Here is a 15,643-nt window from a genome sequence, read left to right as displayed (position 1 = left end):
CACCGCAAGGCCGTATAAGGCGCCACATCATTCGTTCGGGGGGCCATAGTGCGTGCTGAGATCATGTTGTCGTCTCCCATCAAGCGGAGCGCGCGGGTGCTCCAGTTGCAGGGCCTGTTCGACGTGCCCATCAGCGAGAAGCTGGCCGGCCGCCAATCCTGGGTGGCCCGCGACATTCAGTTCACCATCGGCCAGTACAACCCAGTCCTCGTCGTCGTCAACAAGCCTGCCGAACAGGCGGCGGCCACGGCATGGGACGCGACCGACCTGTGGTGGCACATCGTCAAGGACCTCATCGGTGACATGCGGCCCATCGCGGTCACCGACGACACCGCATTCACCTACGCATCCGGCATCGACCGCGCATGCGGACCTGAGGTGTACGAGCGTGGCGTTCTCGCCGCACTCGCCCAGCGCTACGACCAAGAGCGCGGCCTGACCGCAGGCAAGGCCGCCGCACTCGTCCGCGTCGCGATGGGAGCCGGCCACCTCGGCCACCCCATCGTCCTTGTACCCGCCCGGCACTGCGCCGCGCTCGACCACGTCGACCGCTGGCACGAGGTCTGGCATTGATCGCTGGCTTGACCGCTAGCGACCGTTCTCCACCGAAGGGAAACCATGGCCACGGACAAGCCGATGAACAATACCGAAACTGATCGCGGCCGTCGCCGTAGTCGTCGACATCATCACCGAGCAGGCCGCCGCTGGCCGCAAGGTGCGGAATCACCGGCTTCGGCTCCTTCACGCTGAAGCTGCGCCAGGCCCGCCAAGCCCACAACCCCAGCGGCGGGAGCCGATCGCCGTCCCGGCCGCCCGGGTCGGCGTATTAAAGCCCGGCGCTGACCTGAGGCGGCCGTCGCCGCGCGCAAGCCGTAACGAGCTGACATCTCGGACGTGGTGTGAAGGGGCCGCGCCCGAGATGTGCCTGCGCAGCATCGTTTGTGCTTCCGACGGCCACGCAGTTGCTCCGCCGTCGAGCAGGTCGTACGTTGAGGGGGATACAGCATCTGGCCGGGAGTGGCATGAGTGCTGACACCGTGACCGCGATATGCGCCACTGTCATCGCTGTCATTTCCTTGGCTGTCTCGATCTATCAAGTGAGATCCAGCCAGCGTCATAATCGATACGCCCTTCGCCCGCTACTCCAGATATGGGTTGCGTTCGTTCCCGGACGTGAAGCGGGCCTGAAGATTTGGAATGTAGGGCTGGGCCCCGCAGTGGTCACCAGCACCGAGGTCTGGCTGGACGGTCAGTACATTGGCCCGTGGACGAAGGGGACCTCGCGGCTGGTCCGCACAGGATTCACCCCACGCCCTCGCGCCCATACTCTGGTGGAGGGGACGAGCATTCCCATCGGAGACAAGGCTTTCCTGATCGGGCTGGACAACTACACTCCGGCAGAACATGTCGCCTACCGGGAACTAATTGAAGATCGCCTGGACATTAGGATCCGGTACAAGTCGCTCTACGGCGAAGCGTTCGTCGTGAGCACACGATCGGTTACGCAAGCGCCAGAGATCGACTTCGGGCGGCCATTCCGTCTGGAATCGCAGCTTCAGCAGGCTCCGGATCCAGCGGAAGAGTCACCTGATGGTGATGAGCCGATCGACAACGCCACGCGACATCGGTAGACGGGCGTCGCCCAACGGCTGACTGGTGAAGCTCGCGTTGGGAACGCGTCGCCCAGACTCCTTCGCTAGCATCGGGGCCGGACCCCTCACCATGATCCGGGAGTGCGCAGTGCCCGACGAAACCGTGCAGCCTCAGCCCGGCCAGGAGAAGGGCGCGCCGCTCGCCGAGAAGGAGGTCCAGGCGTTCCTGGGCAGGTATGCGGCAGGGGATGACGTCCCGCAGACGGAGTCGCCATCTCCCGCATGAGCGGCTCCATCGCTACCACCTCGTCGTGTGCCCGCTCCCGCCTCATCAGGTCGCCGCGATCCAGGCGGCGGCCAGCGGTCTCGTCCCGCGGGCGGACGGCCAGCTTGTATCGGCCGAGAAACGCCCGCCGCCAGGCGACCTCATCCCGCACACGCGGCGGATCCCGGCGGGCGACATTCTCCCGCACCGCGGGTGGCAACGCGGCCACTGGAACATCCGCGCCCGGGCATCTGCAGCATTGTGGTCATATCGTCCGACGATCAGGCCGTTTGGCCGCCGCGAGTGGCCACCGCAGCCGCGCCGCCTGAAAAACGGCGCGGTGCGATTGCCTTGCGTCAGCGCTCCTAAACGCGCCGACGCACCGGCAAATCTAGCATTCGCCACCCCATCGCTGATCAACCAGGATTTGATAGTTGGGCGCGAGCAACTCTATCCATGCCCCCGACTGAAGCGTCTTCCCTACGTTGAAGTGCAGGCACTTGTCGGACCCCGCATATTGGAAACGATAGTGGTCTTGTCCGGGGGACTCGGTTCCGTTGTTGACGATGTAGTAACGCGTGTTCGCTGACAACCCGTTGACATTCAGTTTGCCGTAGGACGAATCGATCAAGTCGCGGTCCGCCAGGCTGCCCTTGTAGAGGCAGACCATCCCGGATTTGCATCTGAGCAGATCGTAGTCTCCGGCCGATGCGACGCCCGGTGCGACCGTTAGCGCGAGTGCTCCCACCGCGAGGGTGATGAACGCGCGACGGAAAGGCTTGGTCAAGGTCATCGTGGATCCTTCCTGATGTACCGAGTGGACTTCCCACAGTCTTGGGCCCCGGACGGTTGTCTGGCAGCCCCCTTCCCCACTTCAGACAATCGGTGGCTCGCCCGTCGGCGCTTTGGTCTTCACCGAGAGGGGGTGTATAGACGGCCCGTTCGACACGGCTCGCGCACGCGCGGGTGACCGCGGCTTACTTCGTGCGGGCTGGGGTGCCAGCGCGCTGCGCGATCACAAGCGGCCCAGCGGCACAATGGGTCATGGGACGGAAACCCCGCGGCGGTCGCCGCTCCTACGCGCCGCACCCCGCTTCCCCATCCGCTCCACCACCCGGCTCCGGCCACGTCGGCGCCTCCGCAAGCTCACATCCCTCCAGCTCTGGGTTGCCAGCGCCGGCATCATCGGCAGCCTCGCGGCGGTGCCTGCACTCATCATTTCCATGAACGCTCTCAAGCTCGGCGAACAGCAGCGGGCCGATGTTTTGAAGATCAGTGCGCAGCAACAAGCCGAAGGCCAACAACTACGAGCAGCAGCCGACCTGGCTGGCCAGCGCGCCTTTGCTCAGCGCGTAACCGTGACCCCACAGTTCGGCGGAGAGTTGGCAACCGCGCTTATCTTCGGTGAACCGATTGTCGTCAGTAACCGCAACAGTACCTGGACCGGCGTCGAAATCGATCTGACCATAGAATGGCTACCTGCCGAATCGGAACCGGGGGCGACTCTGCACCAGCAGGATCGAATGTCTCCAAGGAGGTTGTGGGATTTCTAGCGCCAGCATGCAGCCAGGCTACATATCATCTCAAGAGAATCTCTGGGGTGACCAAATCCGACAGCAGCGAAAATTTGCACCTCGCGCGGGCCCGCGTCTACAACCAGCTCGACAGACGCTGGTGGTGGAACGATGCTGATGCCGCTCCGTTGTTGCCGGATGAACTTGCGGACATCGCGAGGAGCGGTCGTACGTTTAGCAGCCGGACACGAATCTTGCGCTTTCACACTGTGTTTGATCAGCCCGTTTCCTGCGTACCGCCTTCATCGTTTCAGCACCGCTGATACCTCCCGAGCATCTCCGTCATCCAAGACGTGCGCCTGGACGCAGCCGCGCTCCCGCTCCACCGCCAAGAACGTCCGGCGTCTGAATCTACGTTGTAAAGGCGACTGGTGGTTTGAAGCCTAGCTCAGACGCCTATCTGAACAGCCTCAACTGCGACGCAGCAGTGCTCACGGATCGTTGCGGTAAGGTCCTCGACCGATGCGCCGCCCAGCATGCGGGCGGCGCGGGCGGCGTCTTCGGGGGAGAGAGCGTCCCGGCGGGCCCGCGCTTCGGCGAGGATGTGGCCGGCGGCGGTGAGGGCTTCGGCTCGGGTGGTCACGAGATCATTTTCTTAGACTGGCGGAACCGCTAGCAACATGAGCATCAGCACATATGCCGTTCCGCGTGCGCGGCGGCTGCCACATGGCCGGGTCCTGATCGCCCTTGGCCTGGTTGACGTTGTCGGTTTTACCGATCGGCTCCAGGTGCATCCATATGTTGAGCTGCCAGTTCATGTCGCGAACATGTGTGTTGCGTGCGTGAGAGTCTGCCAGTGCGGGCGCTGGCCTGCGTCAGAGGAAGTCTCGCCAAAAGGGGGCAACGGTCGGCGGAGCCCAGTGCGGGTCGATGCTGTAGCTGGCGTCGCCGAATTCCTTGTGGATGTAGTCGGCGAGGTCGGTGCCGTAGTAGATGATGTCTGTCTGGACCATCGACAAAACCGGGTGTCCGAAGGTTCCTCGTCCTGCTGGCAAGTATCGGTGGCTGAAGATGGGGATCATGCGTGGGACTTCGGCGAGCTCCCGGCCGGCGGTGCTCATCGCTTCGGCTTGGTCGTTTGGCCGTTCGCCCCAGGTGCGGTGCCAGTAGCCGTGCTCAACGTCCCAGAGGACCCCATCCACCGGCCCATTGAGCCTATGCCGCAGTTCTTCGGGGTCACCATTGCGCCAGTCGGGCCAGGGTGTTGCGCTCCGGGACACACCGGGCTCGTGCGGAGGGGAGCCGGTTGGCAGTCCTGCAGCGAGGAACGCTCGGTGGTCGTCGGAGAATTCGAAGCCGTACTCGTGCTCGATGCGGGCCAATTCCGTGTCGGTCAGTCCGGGCTCGATCTGCCAGAGTCCGGTCTGAGCCAGTCGGTGGGCTGCGCGTTTGCCGAGTTCAGAACCCGCGGTACTGATCACTCGGGGATCGTAGCCGAGTCCTCGAGCAGTTGGGCTTCAAGATCTGCGATGCGTTTGTCGAGGAAGCGGTTGTTGGAGCGCGAAGCGGCGAGCTTCTCTTCTAGGTTCCGGTTGGTCTGGGAGAGGTCGCTGACCTGTCGTTTGAGGTCGGTGTTCTGCGTGGCGATGCGCTGGGCGGTTTGTTCGGTGTAATCGGCTTCGAGGTCGCGGATCTGACCGAGGAGCAGGCGATCCGCTCTCGTTGGGTGTCGATCTCGCGATCGGCAGCGCGGAGAGCCTCTTCAGCGTTGAGAGCGCGTTCTCGCCAGGAGGCTTCGATCGCGGCATCGCTGCGTGCGTGGCCTTGGCCGCGCTGGTTGCCGGTGGCGGAGAGCGCGGTCTCCATAAGCGTTTCAGCGTCCGTAGCTCGTCTCTATTGCGTAAGCGGCAAGGGTTTGCGTTCCGACGCTGTACACGATGGTGGAGCGGACCAAGGAGCGGCTGCCGCCTCAAGCCCGCCGAACCCAAGCAGGAGGACAGGGTCCTGACGCCCGCGGGCTGACCTGAAACGCGGTGCCGATGAGTTTCCGGCGCGGCGCTGGTCTCACCCGTGCAGGATGAGAGGGAATGAGGGCCGATGGATTTGTACAGCGTGGTGTGCGTGCGCGACCGGGTGGCCGCGCGGAAGTGGTTCGAGGTGTTCTTCGGGCGGCCGGCGGACGAGGTCATCGGCGAAGAGTACCTGTGGCAGGTCGGTGAGAACGCCTGGGTCGTCGTCGACGATCGGCATGCCGCGCGGACGGGCCAGGCCATGATCACGCTCGGCGTGGACGGCCTGGACGGCATTCTGGCGCGGCTGGCCGCGCACGGCGTCGCGCACGAGCCGGTGGAGACCTACGGCAACGGCGTGCGGCACGTGGAGGTGCGTGACCCGGACGGGAACAGCCTGTCGCTGGCGCAGGCGCCCGCCTCCTGACCCCGGACAGGCCCTGACCTGGGACGGGCCCTGACCTGGGACGGGCGGCAGGGGGTCGCGCATGAGCCTCTGCCGCCGGTCAGGTCAGGCCGGTCAGGCCAGGCCGGGCCGGTTATACGGCGAAGGGGACGTTGCTGACGTCGTACTCCGCGCCGAGCGCCCTGACCTTGACCTGGGTTTCGAACTCGCCGCTGCCCTCGTAGTCGCCGACGGCCAGGGCGGGAATGGCCAGCCCGGCCAGCAAGGTCAGCAGCGCGGCGGGGCGTCTGATCTTCGTCATGTTCATGGCGTGGACTGTAGGCCGGGGGTCTTGCGGATCAGTTGGAACCCACGGGATCGGCTCCGGGGCCCGCGATCGGGTCGATGTCGGCGGCGTGCATCGGCTCGCCGCAGTGGGCGCAGCGCAGGTCGACGTGGCTGATCTGGCCGCACGCGTGATGACGGTAGAGCACCGGCGGCCCGGCCTGGCCGGCGAGCCACTTGTCGCCCCAGCGGGTCATGACCATGAGCAGGTCGATCAGCTCGGCGCCCTTGGGGGTCAGGTGGTATTCGTGGCGCGGGCGGTTGTCGTAGGGGCGGCGCTCGAGCACGCCCTGCTCGACGAGGTGGTTGAGCCGTTCGGTCAGCACCTTGCGTGAGATCCCGAGGTCGGCCTGGAGCTGGTCGAACCGGTTCATGCCCACCCATACGTCACGCAGGATCAGTGGCGACCAGGGTTCGCCGATCACGTCGAGGGTACGCGCGATGGAGCAGGCCATCTCCCCGAACCGAGTGCGTTGCATGGGCCCAGTCTAGCAATTGGGGTTCCCTGAAGGAACTCCGAGTGTTATGGTCATAGAGTCTCTTGAAGGAACCCGAAGGGGAGTCGAAGCGATGAGCAAGGTCATCAGTGCTCATGCGGTGTCCGTCGACGGCTACATCACCGGGCGTGACGCGGGCGCCGGGCGCGGGCTGGGCGACGCGGCGAGGCTGTTCGACTGGTACTTCCACGGCGACACACCCAGCCGGGTGTTCGACGGGTTCCGGATGAGCGAGCCCAGCGCCCGCCTCTTCGACACCCTGGCCGCGCGCGTCGGCGCGATCGTCGCCGGGCGCAATACCTACGAGGACTCCGACCACTTCGGCGGCGGCAGCCCCCACCCGGCGGCGGCGCTGTTCGTCCTCAGCCATCGGGCGGCACCGGAGATGACCGGACGGCAGACCCTCATCACCACCGGCATCGAGGACGCGGTCGCCGCGGCCCGCCAAGCCGCCGGCGGCAAGGACGTCGGCCTCATGGGCGGCGAGGTCGTGACCGAGGCGCTGCGGGCCGGGCTCGTCGACGAGGTGGTGCTCCACCGGGTGCCGATCCTGCTCGGCGGCGGCCGGCCCTTCTTCCACGCGCTGCCCGGGCACGTACGGCTGCGACTGGTCGAGGCCGTCGCCGCGCCGGGCGTCACCCACCTTCACTACGCGGTCGAGCGCTGACCCGCCGGCCGGTACCGCACCCGATCACCGCCCGTCAGGAGAAGAGAAATGCTGAACCCGCACGTACGCCGCGCCTTCGACGGCACCTCGCTGGCCCATCTCGCCACCGTCCTGCCGGACGGGGCGCCGCACACCGTCCCGCTGTGGGTGGGCACGCACGGCGACCGCATCGTCTTCCTCACCGGGCCGGGCTCGCGCAAGGCGCGCAACCTGCGCCGCGACCCGCGCGTGGCGCTCTCGCTGGCGCCCGAGGACAACCCGCTCGAGCCGGTCATCGTGCGCGGACGGGTCGTCGAATGGCTGGACGGCGACGCCGCGTGGGAGATCATCGACCGGATCTCGGCGAAGTACATCGGCGCGCCCTACCCCAGGGAGGAGGAGCGCGTCGTCGCCGTCGTCGAGCCGGAGCGGCAGACCGTCGGGGTCGGCTGAACCACCCTTCTAGCCGCCGGTCGCCGCCCGGGCCCGGGCCAGGTTGACGCCGCTGGCGATCACCCCGATGTGGCTGAAGGCCTGCGGGAAGTTGCCCATGAAGGCGCCCGTTGCCGGGTCGATCTGCTCGGGCAGCAGCCCGACGGTGCTGGCGCGGGCGCACAGTGACGCGTACAGGTCCTCGGCCCGGTCCAGGCGTCCTTGCAGGATCAGGTTGTCGACCAGCCAGAAGCTGCACAACACGAACGCGCCCTCATCCCCGGGCAGGCCGTCGGGGGAGTGCTGGTGCAGGTAGCGGTAGAGCAGGCCGTCGCCGGCCGACAGGCGTTCGGCGATGGCGGCGGTGGTGGCGGCCATCCGGGGATGGTCGGCCGGCACGACCTTGCGCAGCGGCAGGGCGAGCAGGCTGGTGTCCAGCGCGCCGCCGCCGTCGAGGTGCTCGCTGAGGCACTGCGCGTCCTCGTCCCAGGACTCCTCCAGGATCAGGCGGCGCAGCTTCTCGGCGGTGGCCCGCCAGCCGGCGATCGGGCCGGTCAGGCGGAGCCGTTCGCCGATGGCGGCGGCCCGGTCCAGCGCCACCTGGCACATCCCGGCCGAGTAGGTGAAGACCCGTCCGGGGCTGCGGACCTCCCAGATGCCCTGGTCGGGCTGCGTCCAGGTGCGGGCGGCGGCGTCCGCCAGATCGGACAGGCCCGACCACAGGACGGCCTGCAGCTCGCGACCGGGCAGGAGCCACTGGTCGGCGCAGTCGAGCACCTCGCCGTAGACGTCGTGCTGGCGCTGGTCGGCGGCGCCGTTGCCCCACCGCACCGGCGCCGAGCGCCGGTAGCCCTCCAGCCCGGTGTCGTGCCTCTCCTCCGGGACGGGGTCGCCCCGCAGTGTGTACATGATGCGCGGCTGCCCGGTCTGCTCGAAGGCGTCCAGGACCCAGCCGAGAAAGGCGTCGGCCTCCTCCTCGAAGCCGACGCGGCGCAGCGCGAACACGGCGTAGGCGGCGTCGCGGATCCAGGTGTAGCGGTAGTCCCAGTTGCGTACGCCGCCGATCGGCGCGGGCAGCGAGGACGTCGGCGCGGCGACGAGCGAGCCGTTGACCCAGTCGTCGCACAGCTTCAGCGTGATCACCGAGCGGCGCACCAGGTCCTCCTGCGGCCCGTGGTAGCCGCACTTGCGCATCCAGCGGCGCCACGCCTCGACCGTGTCGCGCAGCATCGACTCGGGGTCGAAACGGTGGTGGCGGTGAATGCGTCCCCAGGACAGCACGAGGTCGAGCCGGTCGCCCCGCGCCAGGTCGTGCACGGTGCGCAGCCCGTCCAGCGGACGGTTGGAGCGCAGGTGCAGCCGCAGGTCCTGGCGGCCGGCGGCGCGCACCTCCAGCCCGCTGCCCAGCACCCGCGCCTGCCCGCCGCCGCGCGGCTCCAGCTCCGCGCGCAGCCGCACGCTCCCGTCCAGGACGCGCGCGGACCGCACCAGCTCACGCCGGCCGCCGCCCGCGTCGTCGCTGAGATCGGCGCCGGCGCGCAGGGCCAGCGCGTCGGTGATCCGGACCAGGCCGTCCGGGCCGCGCAACTCGGTGACCAGCACCGCGCTGTCCGGCTCGTAGAACTGGCGGGCCTCGCGCAGGTCGTCCACGCTCACCGTGAAGTGGCCGCCGCGGGCGTGATCGAGCAGGCCGCACAGCAGCGGGTCGCTGTCGAAGCAGGGCAGGCACAACCACGGGATCGAGCCGTCCAGGCCGACCAGCGCCGCGGTCGCGCCGTCGCCGATGAGGCCGAGGTCCTCCAGCGGCAGGTAGCCGTCCCGCCGCCGCACTGGGCGGAACGGCGGGTCGAGATCGAGCATGGTCGCGTTCTCCTCCGGCGATGGTGTCGTTCGTGCTGGTCGACGGGGGCTGCTCGCCGCCGGCCGGCGGCGGGTGCCCGTCAGGGGAAGGTGACGAGCACCTTCACCACGTCGTCCAGCTTCCGGTCCGAGACCTCGAAGGCCCGTTCCATCTCCGCGAAGCCGAACGTGTGCGTGGTCATGTGCGTCGGGTCCAGCCGCTCGCCCCGCAGGACGCGCAGCAGCCGCTCCATCCGCAGCCGCCCGCCCGGGCACAACCCGGTGGCGATCGTCTTGTCGGCCATGCCGACGCCCCACTCGACCCGCGGGACGCGGACGAACTCGCCCTCTCCGTAGTAGCCGGTGTTCGAGATCGTGCCACCCGGTTTCGTGATCTTCACGGCGGTCTGGAACGTGGCGTCCGCGCCGAGCGCCTCGATCGCGGTGTCCACGCCCCGGCCCTGGGTGAGGTCGAGGACCTGCTCGACGACGTCCCCCGCGGTGAAGTCGACGATCTCGTCGGCGCCGTAGCGGCGGGCGAGCTTCTGCCTGGCGGGCACCGCCTCCACCCCGATGACCAGCCCGGCGCCGCGCAGCCTGGCGCCCGCCGTCGCCATGAGGCCCACCGGGCCCTGGGCGAGCACGGCCACCGTGCCGCCGATGGGGATGTCGCCGTGCTCGGCGCCCATGAAACCGGTGGAGAGCATGTCGGCGCAGTAGACGGCCATCTCGTCCGGGACGTCGCCGGGGATCTTCGCCAGGTTGGCGTCGGCCTCGTTGACGTGGAAGTACTCGGCGAAGACGCCGTCCTTGGAGTTGGCGAACTTGAACCCGCCGAGCGGTCCGCCGGACTGCGACGGAAACCCGTTCTGGGACGCCAGATCGCCCCAGTCGGGGGTGATCGCGCCGGCCAGGACCCGGTCGCCCGGCCGGAAGTCCTTCACCAGGTCGCCCACCTCGTGCACCACGCCGACGGCCTCGTGGCCGAGCGTGAGGTTCGTTCTGGGGCCGATGCCGCCTTTGACGGTGTGGGAGTCGGAGGTGCAGATCAGCGCGCGGGTCGTCTTGACGACGGCGTCGAGCGGGCCGGGCCGCGGCACCGGCTTGTCCATGAAGCCGACCTGTCCGATCTCCTTCATCACGAACGCCTGCATCGCGGCCCCCCGATCGTCCTCGCCGGTGTTCCCCGGTGCGAGGCACCGGGGAACACAGCCCGGCATACCCGGCGGGTCGGCCGCGTAACGTCCGCCTCCCGCCGCGGCGCCCGCGATGAGCAGGGCGAACGGCGCTCGCGGTGTTATGGCGGCGGCTTGGTGTCGCGGGGCCCGGCGTTGCGGCGGCGGCTTGGTATTGCGGGGCCCGGCGTTATGGAGGCCCGGTTTCGCGGTGGCCCCGCTTCAGGGGAGGCGGCCCACCACGCCCAGATAGCCGCTGTGGTCGGGGTCGCCGGCGTCCTCGCCGGCCCGGGGGCGCCACATCTCGACCGGGACGATCCCCGGCTCCAGCAGCTCGAACCCGCGCATGAACCCGGCGATCACCTCCGGCCGGCGGTGCACGATGTCACCGGCCGAGGTCTTGCGGTAGATCGTCCGGCTCTCCTCCATCTTGTCCTGCGGGGCGTGCGGCGAGTAGCCGTGCGAGATCGCCAGATACCCGCCGGACGGCAACGCCTCACGCAGCGGCGCGATCATCCCGGCCACCTCCTCGTCGTCGGCGAAGAAGTGGAAGAGCGCCAGCACGAGAATCGCGACCGGCCGGCTGAAGTCCAGCTGCGCCCTGATCGCGGGGTCGCCGAGGATGCGGTGCGGCTCGCGCAGGTCGCCCTCGACCACGATCGCCCGCTCGTCGCCGGCCAGCAGCGCCCGGGCGTGCACCAGGACGATCGGGTCGTTGTCGACATAGACGACCTTGGACTCCGGCGCGACCCCCCGGACGATCTGGTGCACGTTCTCCCCGGTCGGCAGGCCGGCGCCGAGGTCGAGGAACTGGCGTACCCCGGCCTCGGCGAGCTCGCGTACCACGCGGCCGAGGAAGGCGCGGTTGGCCGCGATGATCCGCCGGACGTCGAAGCCCTCCTCCTCGCCCAGGGCGATGATCCGCTCGGCCGCCTGCCTGTCGCAGGCGAAGTTGTCGGTGCCGCCGAGGAAGTAGTCGTAGATGCGGGCGGCGCTGGGTCGGGTGGTGTCGATTCCTTCTGGTGCCAGCTCGTCGCTCATGGGCCACCTTTTCGGGTTAATGCGCATCTCACCATATTTTGATCATGAGGGCACCGGGCCGGCTGCGGCGGGCGTCGGCGGGGTGCGGGCCTGCGCGCGGGCCGGCGGGCGGAATATCTTTTCGTCCGCCTTCGTCAGGTACGCATGTGGGTGGCCAGTTCCGGCCGGGCCGAATCACGGGTTCGTGGTCGGAGCGGTGGCCGCCCGCTCGCATGCCGATGATTTGGAGTTCGAGATGACCGCCCCCGCCCACTGGCGACGCAACGTCGCGCTCTTCCTGACCGGCCAGACCGTGTCCCTGTTCGGCTCGATGGTCGTGCAGTACGCGGTGATGTGGTGGGTGACCTTGCAGACCCGCTCGGGCCTGGCGATGGCGTTGTACGCGGTGGCCGCGTTCCTGCCGCAGGGGCTGGTGTCGATCTTCGGCGGAGTGCTCGCCGACCGGATGAACCGCCGCGTGCTGGTGATGATCGCCGACGCCGCCATCGCCGCGGCCACGCTGGTGCTCGCGCTGCTGATGGCCAACGGCGTGACCGACCTGTGGATCGTGCTGCTGGCCGTGGCGATCCGCTCGGTGGGCGCCGGGGTGCAGACGCCCGCCGCGCAGGCGATGATCCCGCAGCTCGTGCCCGGTGAGCAGCTGATGCGCGTCAACGGGATCTTCCAGACGATCCACTCCGCGATGGCGCTGCTCGCCCCGGCCGCGGCCGGCGCGATCTTCGCCGCCTTCGGCATCGTCCCGGTCTTCTTCCTGGACGTGGCCACCGCGGTGATCGGCATCGGGCTGCTGGCGCTGGTCACCGTCCCGACGCTGGAGCGGGTGAGCGAGGCCGCCACCGGCTACTGGCAGGACCTGACCGAGGGCATGGGCTACATCCGCAGGCAGCCGATCGTGCGCTGGCTGCTGCTGGTGTACGCGGTCATCTTCCTGCTGACCGTGGCGCCCTCGTTCGTCACGCCGCTGCTGATCGCCCGGCGCTTCGGCGGCGAGGAGTGGATGCTGGCGGTGCTGGAGATCGCCTTCAGCCTGGGCATGATGCTCGGCGGTGTGCTGATGTCCACGGTGCTGGCCAAGCGCGGACGGGTGGGGCTGATCCTGTTCGCCGTCTACGGGTTCGGCGTGGCCACCGTGGCGCTCGGGCTGAGCCCGAACATCTGGGTGTTCTACCTGTTCATGTTCGCGTTCGGGCTGCTGGTGCCGCCGTTCTCGACGCCGTTCATGACGTTGATCCAGGAGACGGTGGAGCCGTCCATGCACGGGCGGGTGTTCAGCTACGTCGGCATCGTGATGGCGCTGGCCACGCCGGTCGGGATGGTCGTGTTCGGGCCGCTGGCCGACGTGGTCAGCGTGCCTGCGCTGCTGATCGCGGCCGGGGTGATGGCGGTCGGCGTCATGGCGATCGCCACCCGCCTGCCGTCCGGCCGCGCCGCCCTCGCCGCCGCCCGGCAGCCGTCCGTTGGCGAGCAGCCGTCCGCCGGCGTTGAGGGCTCGGCGGACGCGGACGCGGACGCGGAGGCGTCGGGGGAGCCGGACGCGGAGGCGTCGGGGAGGCCGACCGGTACCGCTCCTTGATCGTGGCCCCGGGCCCTCGTCCTATAGTGGGCGATTCATGTCGGGGCGTTCGTGGAGGGGTTTCGTGAACATCGTGGGTCACATCTACTTCGGGATCGTCACCCGCGACGGCGCCAGGTATTGGGCCAAGGTCGAGCTGCCCGGCCGTCCTGACCTGGTCGTGCGCGCCGACTCCGAGCCCGAGCTGGTCGGCGCGGTCGACCACGAGCTCGCCGCCGTACTCGGGGTCGCCCCCGAGGAGCTGGACGTGCACCTCTTCGGCCACGACGGCACCGGCGCCGCCCCCGTCTACGCGGGGGCCGCCGTCTTCGACGGAGATCGCTGGCTGACCCAGTTCCCCGCGCAGGAGGATCTGCCGGTGGCGCTGGACGTCCCGCCGTCGCCGTCGTACGAGAGTGCGGCCGAGCGGGTGCGGTCGGCGCTGGCCGGGGCGGTCGGACGTCCGGCGGACGGCCTCGACATCGAGTTCTTCGAGATCACGCCGCGCCGGTTCGCCGACCGAGGCGAGTCGGCGGCGGGCTGACCGCCTTCGCGGCCGGCCCGCGCCGACGATGCGCGGCGATCAGCTCGAAGGCCCGCCCGTCAGGGAAGGCACGGCGTGCGGGCGCAGCACCATCAGCGAGTCCTCCAGGCCGGCGACCATGGCGAAGGGGAACCTGTCGAGTTCGAGACAGAGCGCGACGTCGTCAGGATGAGCCCCTTCACGCACGCCCGCCGCCAGGTCCGCGGCGGCCTGCGACTCGGCGGCCCGCCGGAGGAAGCCGGCCGCGTCCGCCTCGGCCCCGGCGGCCCGCCGGGCGATGTACTGCGCGCACGCCAGATCCTCCGCGGCACGCCCGTCGTCGCCGGTGACCACGAACGTGACGCCGCCGCACCCGCGTTCGCGCAAGAGCCGGGCCGTCGCCTCCGCCACCACGAAGCCGGCGCACAACACCAGCGACGCCTCCTTGACCGCCAGGGCGCCGACCGTCCCGGCCGTGGTCTTCTGCACCACGGTGCGCCCGCCGAGGTCGGCGGAGCGCAGCAGGGCGGGCGAATTGACCGCGTCGAACCCGGCGGCCGGCGGACCGTCCTTGAGCGCCACCCAGTCCGGGTGACGAGCCTTCAACGCCAGGACATCGTCCAGCGACTCGGCCAGCACGATCTTCTCCGCTCCCCGGGCGAAGGCCCAGGCGGCCACCGTGAAGGCGCGCATGACGTCCACCACGACCGCCGCGGACGGGGTTTGCGCCAGCTCAGGGATACCGAGGAAACGCGAACCCATCCGGACATGATCCCGTATCCCCGGCCGGCCGCTTCTCCCGGCCGTCAGGGGTATCCGATCCCGGCCCGATCGTGCTCCAGCGCGGCGAGACCGATCTCCGGGTTCAGCGCGGCCACCACGTCCGGCGTCAGCGGCCGCAGCGCGTAGACCCACCGCACCGCCTCCAGGTCCACCGCGATCTCGTAGTACTCCTGCGCGAACTCCTGATACGCCTCCGGTCTGCCGTCGAGCAGGACGTCGAACAGCCACTCGGCGCTGCCGTCGTCGCGGGTTCCCGGCGGCGGGCTCTGAATCGGGCCGGTCTTCCACTCCGTGTCGCCGGCCTCGCGCCAGAAGCAGACCGTCGCCATGGGCACGCCGTCCTCGTCACCGAACGCCGGCTCCGTGACCTGCGCCTGGAACACCTCCGGCACCGCGTCCAACAGGCCTGGCCAGGGCGCCGGCGGGACGGTGCGATACGGGCTCATGGGGGATTCGTGGTCGAATCCGCGCGCGAACGCACCTGCCGGCGTGAACACGATCGAATACTCGTTCCCGCAGCCGTCGCGCATCGAGGCCATCTCCTCGCCGGCCGACCACCGGCAGTCGAACGAGTAGAACCGGGACTCCCATTCCGGGCTCAAGATCGCATCCAGCATGGCCATGGCGCGCGAGCGATCGCGCACCTCGGGGATGCCGGGCATTCGACGGATCACTTCATAGACGGACACCCGGCCATCCAACCCGACCCCACCGACAATCCGTCCGTGTTGATTGTGATCACGGCGGGCATGGGCCTGGCCGCCGTGATGTAGGTGGTGAGCTTCGGAGGACCCCTGCGCGCTGCTGGACCTGGTCGCCAGGACGTCGGCGTGCTGAGCGCTGGTGCCAGCACCTGCGCCGACCCGCCGGACAGCACGCCGAGGTCGCTGACCTGAACCGCATCGGCTCGGCTCGGCGCGTGTTTGCGCCGCCGCCCGTGGTGGGCCGCCGCCTGAGGGCGACGGCGCATGCGATGTCACCTGCAACCCGAGCCAGAGCCGATGTCACCTGCGGTCCCAGCCACGTACCGATGTCATCTGCGCAG

General features: G+C 69.1%; 21 protein-coding genes. 10 read left to right on the top strand and 11 right to left on the bottom strand.

Annotated features, from left to right (window positions below; genetic code table 11):
• Window positions 1-48: 48 nt before the first annotated feature.
• From HII36_RS23145 to HII36_RS23135, 3 genes are all read left to right on the top strand, one after another.
• Window positions 49-573 carry a hypothetical protein gene (locus HII36_RS23145; RefSeq protein WP_173525325.1) on the top strand — a complete coding sequence of 175 codons (525 nt, stop codon included), beginning with the start codon at window positions 49-51 and terminating at the stop codon, window positions 571-573.
• A gap of 449 nt (window positions 574-1,022) precedes the next feature.
• Entirely contained in the window at window positions 1,023-1,631 is a 609-nt protein-coding gene (locus tag HII36_RS23140; RefSeq protein WP_173525324.1) for a hypothetical protein, read from the top strand.
• A gap of 109 nt (window positions 1,632-1,740) precedes the next feature.
• Window positions 1,741-1,878, top strand: coding sequence for a hypothetical protein (locus tag HII36_RS23135; RefSeq protein WP_173525323.1), 138 nt, complete (start codon window positions 1,741-1,743; stop codon window positions 1,876-1,878).
• Window positions 1,879-2,248: 370 nt separating this feature from the next.
• Here HII36_RS23135 and HII36_RS23130 read toward each other — a convergent pair whose 3' ends face one another.
• Window positions 2,249-2,650 (bottom strand): hypothetical protein, encoded by a 402-nt coding sequence (locus HII36_RS23130; RefSeq protein ID WP_173525322.1) that lies wholly within the window; start codon window positions 2,648-2,650, stop codon window positions 2,249-2,251.
• 409 nt (window positions 2,651-3,059) lie between these two features.
• On the opposite strand from HII36_RS23130, the gene HII36_RS23125 reads away from it, so the two are divergent.
• Both HII36_RS23125 and HII36_RS23120 read left to right on the top strand, forming a co-directional pair.
• A complete protein-coding gene (locus HII36_RS23125) occupies window positions 3,060-3,410 on the top strand; it encodes a hypothetical protein (protein WP_173525321.1) in 351 nt (116 codons plus the stop codon).
• Between the two features lie 47 nt (window positions 3,411-3,457).
• Window positions 3,458-3,694 (top strand): hypothetical protein, encoded by a 237-nt coding sequence (locus HII36_RS23120; protein ID WP_173525320.1) that lies wholly within the window; start codon window positions 3,458-3,460, stop codon window positions 3,692-3,694.
• Window positions 3,695-3,819: 125 nt separating this feature from the next.
• Here HII36_RS23120 and HII36_RS23115 read toward each other — a convergent pair whose 3' ends face one another.
• Genes HII36_RS23115 through HII36_RS23105 form a run of 3 tightly spaced genes read right to left on the bottom strand, consistent with a single transcriptional unit; the run spans window position 3,820 to window position 4,852 of the window.
• Entirely contained in the window at window positions 3,820-4,014 is a 195-nt protein-coding gene (locus HII36_RS23115; protein ID WP_173525319.1) for a hypothetical protein, read from the bottom strand.
• Window positions 4,015-4,018: 4 nt separating this feature from the next.
• On the bottom strand, window positions 4,019-4,189 hold the full coding sequence (locus tag HII36_RS23110; protein ID WP_173525318.1) for a hypothetical protein: 171 nt from the start codon (window positions 4,187-4,189) through the stop codon (window positions 4,019-4,021).
• 57 nt (window positions 4,190-4,246) lie between these two features.
• Window positions 4,247-4,852: a hypothetical protein gene (locus HII36_RS23105; RefSeq protein ID WP_173525317.1), complete on the bottom strand. Its 606-nt coding sequence runs from the start codon at window positions 4,850-4,852 to the stop codon at window positions 4,247-4,249.
• Between the two features lie 616 nt (window positions 4,853-5,468).
• Here HII36_RS23105 and HII36_RS23100 point away from each other — a divergent pair.
• The gene (locus HII36_RS23100; RefSeq protein ID WP_173525316.1) at window positions 5,469-5,807 is read left to right on the top strand and encodes a VOC family protein; all 339 of its coding nucleotides are present in this window, start codon (window positions 5,469-5,471) and stop codon (window positions 5,805-5,807) included.
• A 112-nt stretch (window positions 5,808-5,919) separates the two neighbouring features.
• On the opposite strand, the gene HII36_RS23095 is transcribed toward HII36_RS23100, so the two are convergent.
• Window positions 5,920-6,093, bottom strand: a complete 174-nt coding sequence (locus tag HII36_RS23095; protein WP_173525315.1) for a hypothetical protein — start codon at window positions 6,091-6,093, stop codon at window positions 5,920-5,922.
• 31 nt (window positions 6,094-6,124) lie between these two features.
• Entirely contained in the window at window positions 6,125-6,589 is a 465-nt protein-coding gene (locus HII36_RS23090) for a winged helix-turn-helix transcriptional regulator (RefSeq protein ID WP_173525314.1), read from the bottom strand.
• Between the two features lie 91 nt (window positions 6,590-6,680).
• Here HII36_RS23090 and HII36_RS23085 point away from each other — a divergent pair, with 91 nt between their 5' ends.
• Together HII36_RS23085 and HII36_RS23080 are read left to right on the top strand one after the other, a co-directional pair.
• Complete coding sequence (locus HII36_RS23085) at window positions 6,681-7,274, top strand: dihydrofolate reductase family protein (RefSeq protein WP_173525313.1); 594 nt, start codon at window positions 6,681-6,683, stop codon at window positions 7,272-7,274.
• A gap of 48 nt (window positions 7,275-7,322) precedes the next feature.
• On the top strand, window positions 7,323-7,706 hold the full coding sequence (locus HII36_RS23080; RefSeq protein ID WP_173525312.1) for a TIGR03618 family F420-dependent PPOX class oxidoreductase: 384 nt from the start codon (window positions 7,323-7,325) through the stop codon (window positions 7,704-7,706).
• A 9-nt stretch (window positions 7,707-7,715) separates the two neighbouring features.
• Here the strand turns inward: HII36_RS23080 and HII36_RS23075 are convergent, their stop codons facing one another.
• From HII36_RS23075 to HII36_RS23065, 3 genes are all read right to left on the bottom strand, one after another.
• A complete protein-coding gene (locus HII36_RS23075; protein ID WP_173525311.1) occupies window positions 7,716-9,545 on the bottom strand; it encodes a glycoside hydrolase family 15 protein in 1,830 nt (609 codons plus the stop codon).
• An 80-nt stretch (window positions 9,546-9,625) separates the two neighbouring features.
• The gene (locus HII36_RS23070) at window positions 9,626-10,678 is read right to left on the bottom strand and encodes an NAD(P)-dependent alcohol dehydrogenase (RefSeq protein WP_173525310.1); all 1,053 of its coding nucleotides are present in this window, start codon (window positions 10,676-10,678) and stop codon (window positions 9,626-9,628) included.
• 243 nt (window positions 10,679-10,921) lie between these two features.
• Window positions 10,922-11,740, bottom strand: coding sequence for an SAM-dependent methyltransferase (locus HII36_RS23065; protein ID WP_173525309.1), 819 nt, complete (start codon window positions 11,738-11,740; stop codon window positions 10,922-10,924).
• 235 nt (window positions 11,741-11,975) lie between these two features.
• On the opposite strand from HII36_RS23065, the gene HII36_RS23060 reads away from it, so the two are divergent.
• The gene (locus HII36_RS23060; RefSeq protein WP_173525308.1) at window positions 11,976-13,313 is read left to right on the top strand and encodes an MFS transporter; all 1,338 of its coding nucleotides are present in this window, start codon (window positions 11,976-11,978) and stop codon (window positions 13,311-13,313) included.
• A 64-nt stretch (window positions 13,314-13,377) separates the two neighbouring features.
• Window positions 13,378-13,836 carry a hypothetical protein gene (locus tag HII36_RS23055; protein WP_173525307.1) on the top strand — a complete coding sequence of 153 codons (459 nt, stop codon included), beginning with the start codon at window positions 13,378-13,380 and terminating at the stop codon, window positions 13,834-13,836.
• 39 nt (window positions 13,837-13,875) lie between these two features.
• Here HII36_RS23055 and HII36_RS23050 read toward each other — a convergent pair whose 3' ends face one another.
• Both HII36_RS23050 and HII36_RS23045 read right to left on the bottom strand, forming a co-directional pair.
• Window positions 13,876-14,577: a 2-phosphosulfolactate phosphatase gene (locus tag HII36_RS23050; RefSeq protein WP_173525306.1), complete on the bottom strand. Its 702-nt coding sequence runs from the start codon at window positions 14,575-14,577 to the stop codon at window positions 13,876-13,878.
• Window positions 14,578-14,621: 44 nt separating this feature from the next.
• On the bottom strand, window positions 14,622-15,287 hold the full coding sequence (locus HII36_RS23045) for a hypothetical protein (RefSeq protein WP_328807832.1): 666 nt from the start codon (window positions 15,285-15,287) through the stop codon (window positions 14,622-14,624).
• Between the last annotated feature and the right edge of the window lie 356 nt (window positions 15,288-15,643).

Origin of the sequence: Nonomuraea antri (genome assembly GCF_013283785.1) — a bacterium.
GTDB classification, from domain to species: Bacteria; Actinomycetota; Actinomycetes; order Streptosporangiales; family Streptosporangiaceae; genus Nonomuraea; species Nonomuraea antri.
Note: the sequence above shows the minus strand (reverse complement) of the source record. Positions and strands in the feature narration are given on the sequence as shown.

Coding starts and splice junctions, on each gene's coding strand:
- HII36_RS23140 (WP_173525324.1), top strand. CDS start 1,023: ATGAGTGCTGACACCGTGACCGCGATATGCGCCACTGTCATCGCTGTC.
- HII36_RS23130 (WP_173525322.1), bottom strand. CDS start 2,650: ATGACCTTGACCAAGCCTTTCCGTCGCGCGTTCATCACCCTCGCGGTG.
- HII36_RS23110 (WP_173525318.1), bottom strand. CDS start 4,189: ATGAACTGGCAGCTCAACATATGGATGCACCTGGAGCCGATCGGTAAA.
- HII36_RS23100 (WP_173525316.1), top strand. CDS start 5,469: ATGGATTTGTACAGCGTGGTGTGCGTGCGCGACCGGGTGGCCGCGCGG.
- HII36_RS23095 (WP_173525315.1), bottom strand. CDS start 6,093: ATGAACATGACGAAGATCAGACGCCCCGCCGCGCTGCTGACCTTGCTG.
- HII36_RS23090 (WP_173525314.1), bottom strand. CDS start 6,589: ATGCAACGCACTCGGTTCGGGGAGATGGCCTGCTCCATCGCGCGTACC.
- HII36_RS23085 (WP_173525313.1), top strand. CDS start 6,681: ATGAGCAAGGTCATCAGTGCTCATGCGGTGTCCGTCGACGGCTACATC.
- HII36_RS23080 (WP_173525312.1), top strand. CDS start 7,323: ATGCTGAACCCGCACGTACGCCGCGCCTTCGACGGCACCTCGCTGGCC.
- HII36_RS23075 (WP_173525311.1), bottom strand. CDS start 9,545: ATGCTCGATCTCGACCCGCCGTTCCGCCCAGTGCGGCGGCGGGACGGC.
- HII36_RS23070 (WP_173525310.1), bottom strand. CDS start 10,678: ATGCAGGCGTTCGTGATGAAGGAGATCGGACAGGTCGGCTTCATGGAC.
- HII36_RS23065 (WP_173525309.1), bottom strand. CDS start 11,740: ATGAGCGACGAGCTGGCACCAGAAGGAATCGACACCACCCGACCCAGC.
- HII36_RS23060 (WP_173525308.1), top strand. CDS start 11,976: ATGACCGCCCCCGCCCACTGGCGACGCAACGTCGCGCTCTTCCTGACC.
- HII36_RS23050 (WP_173525306.1), bottom strand. CDS start 14,577: ATGGGTTCGCGTTTCCTCGGTATCCCTGAGCTGGCGCAAACCCCGTCC.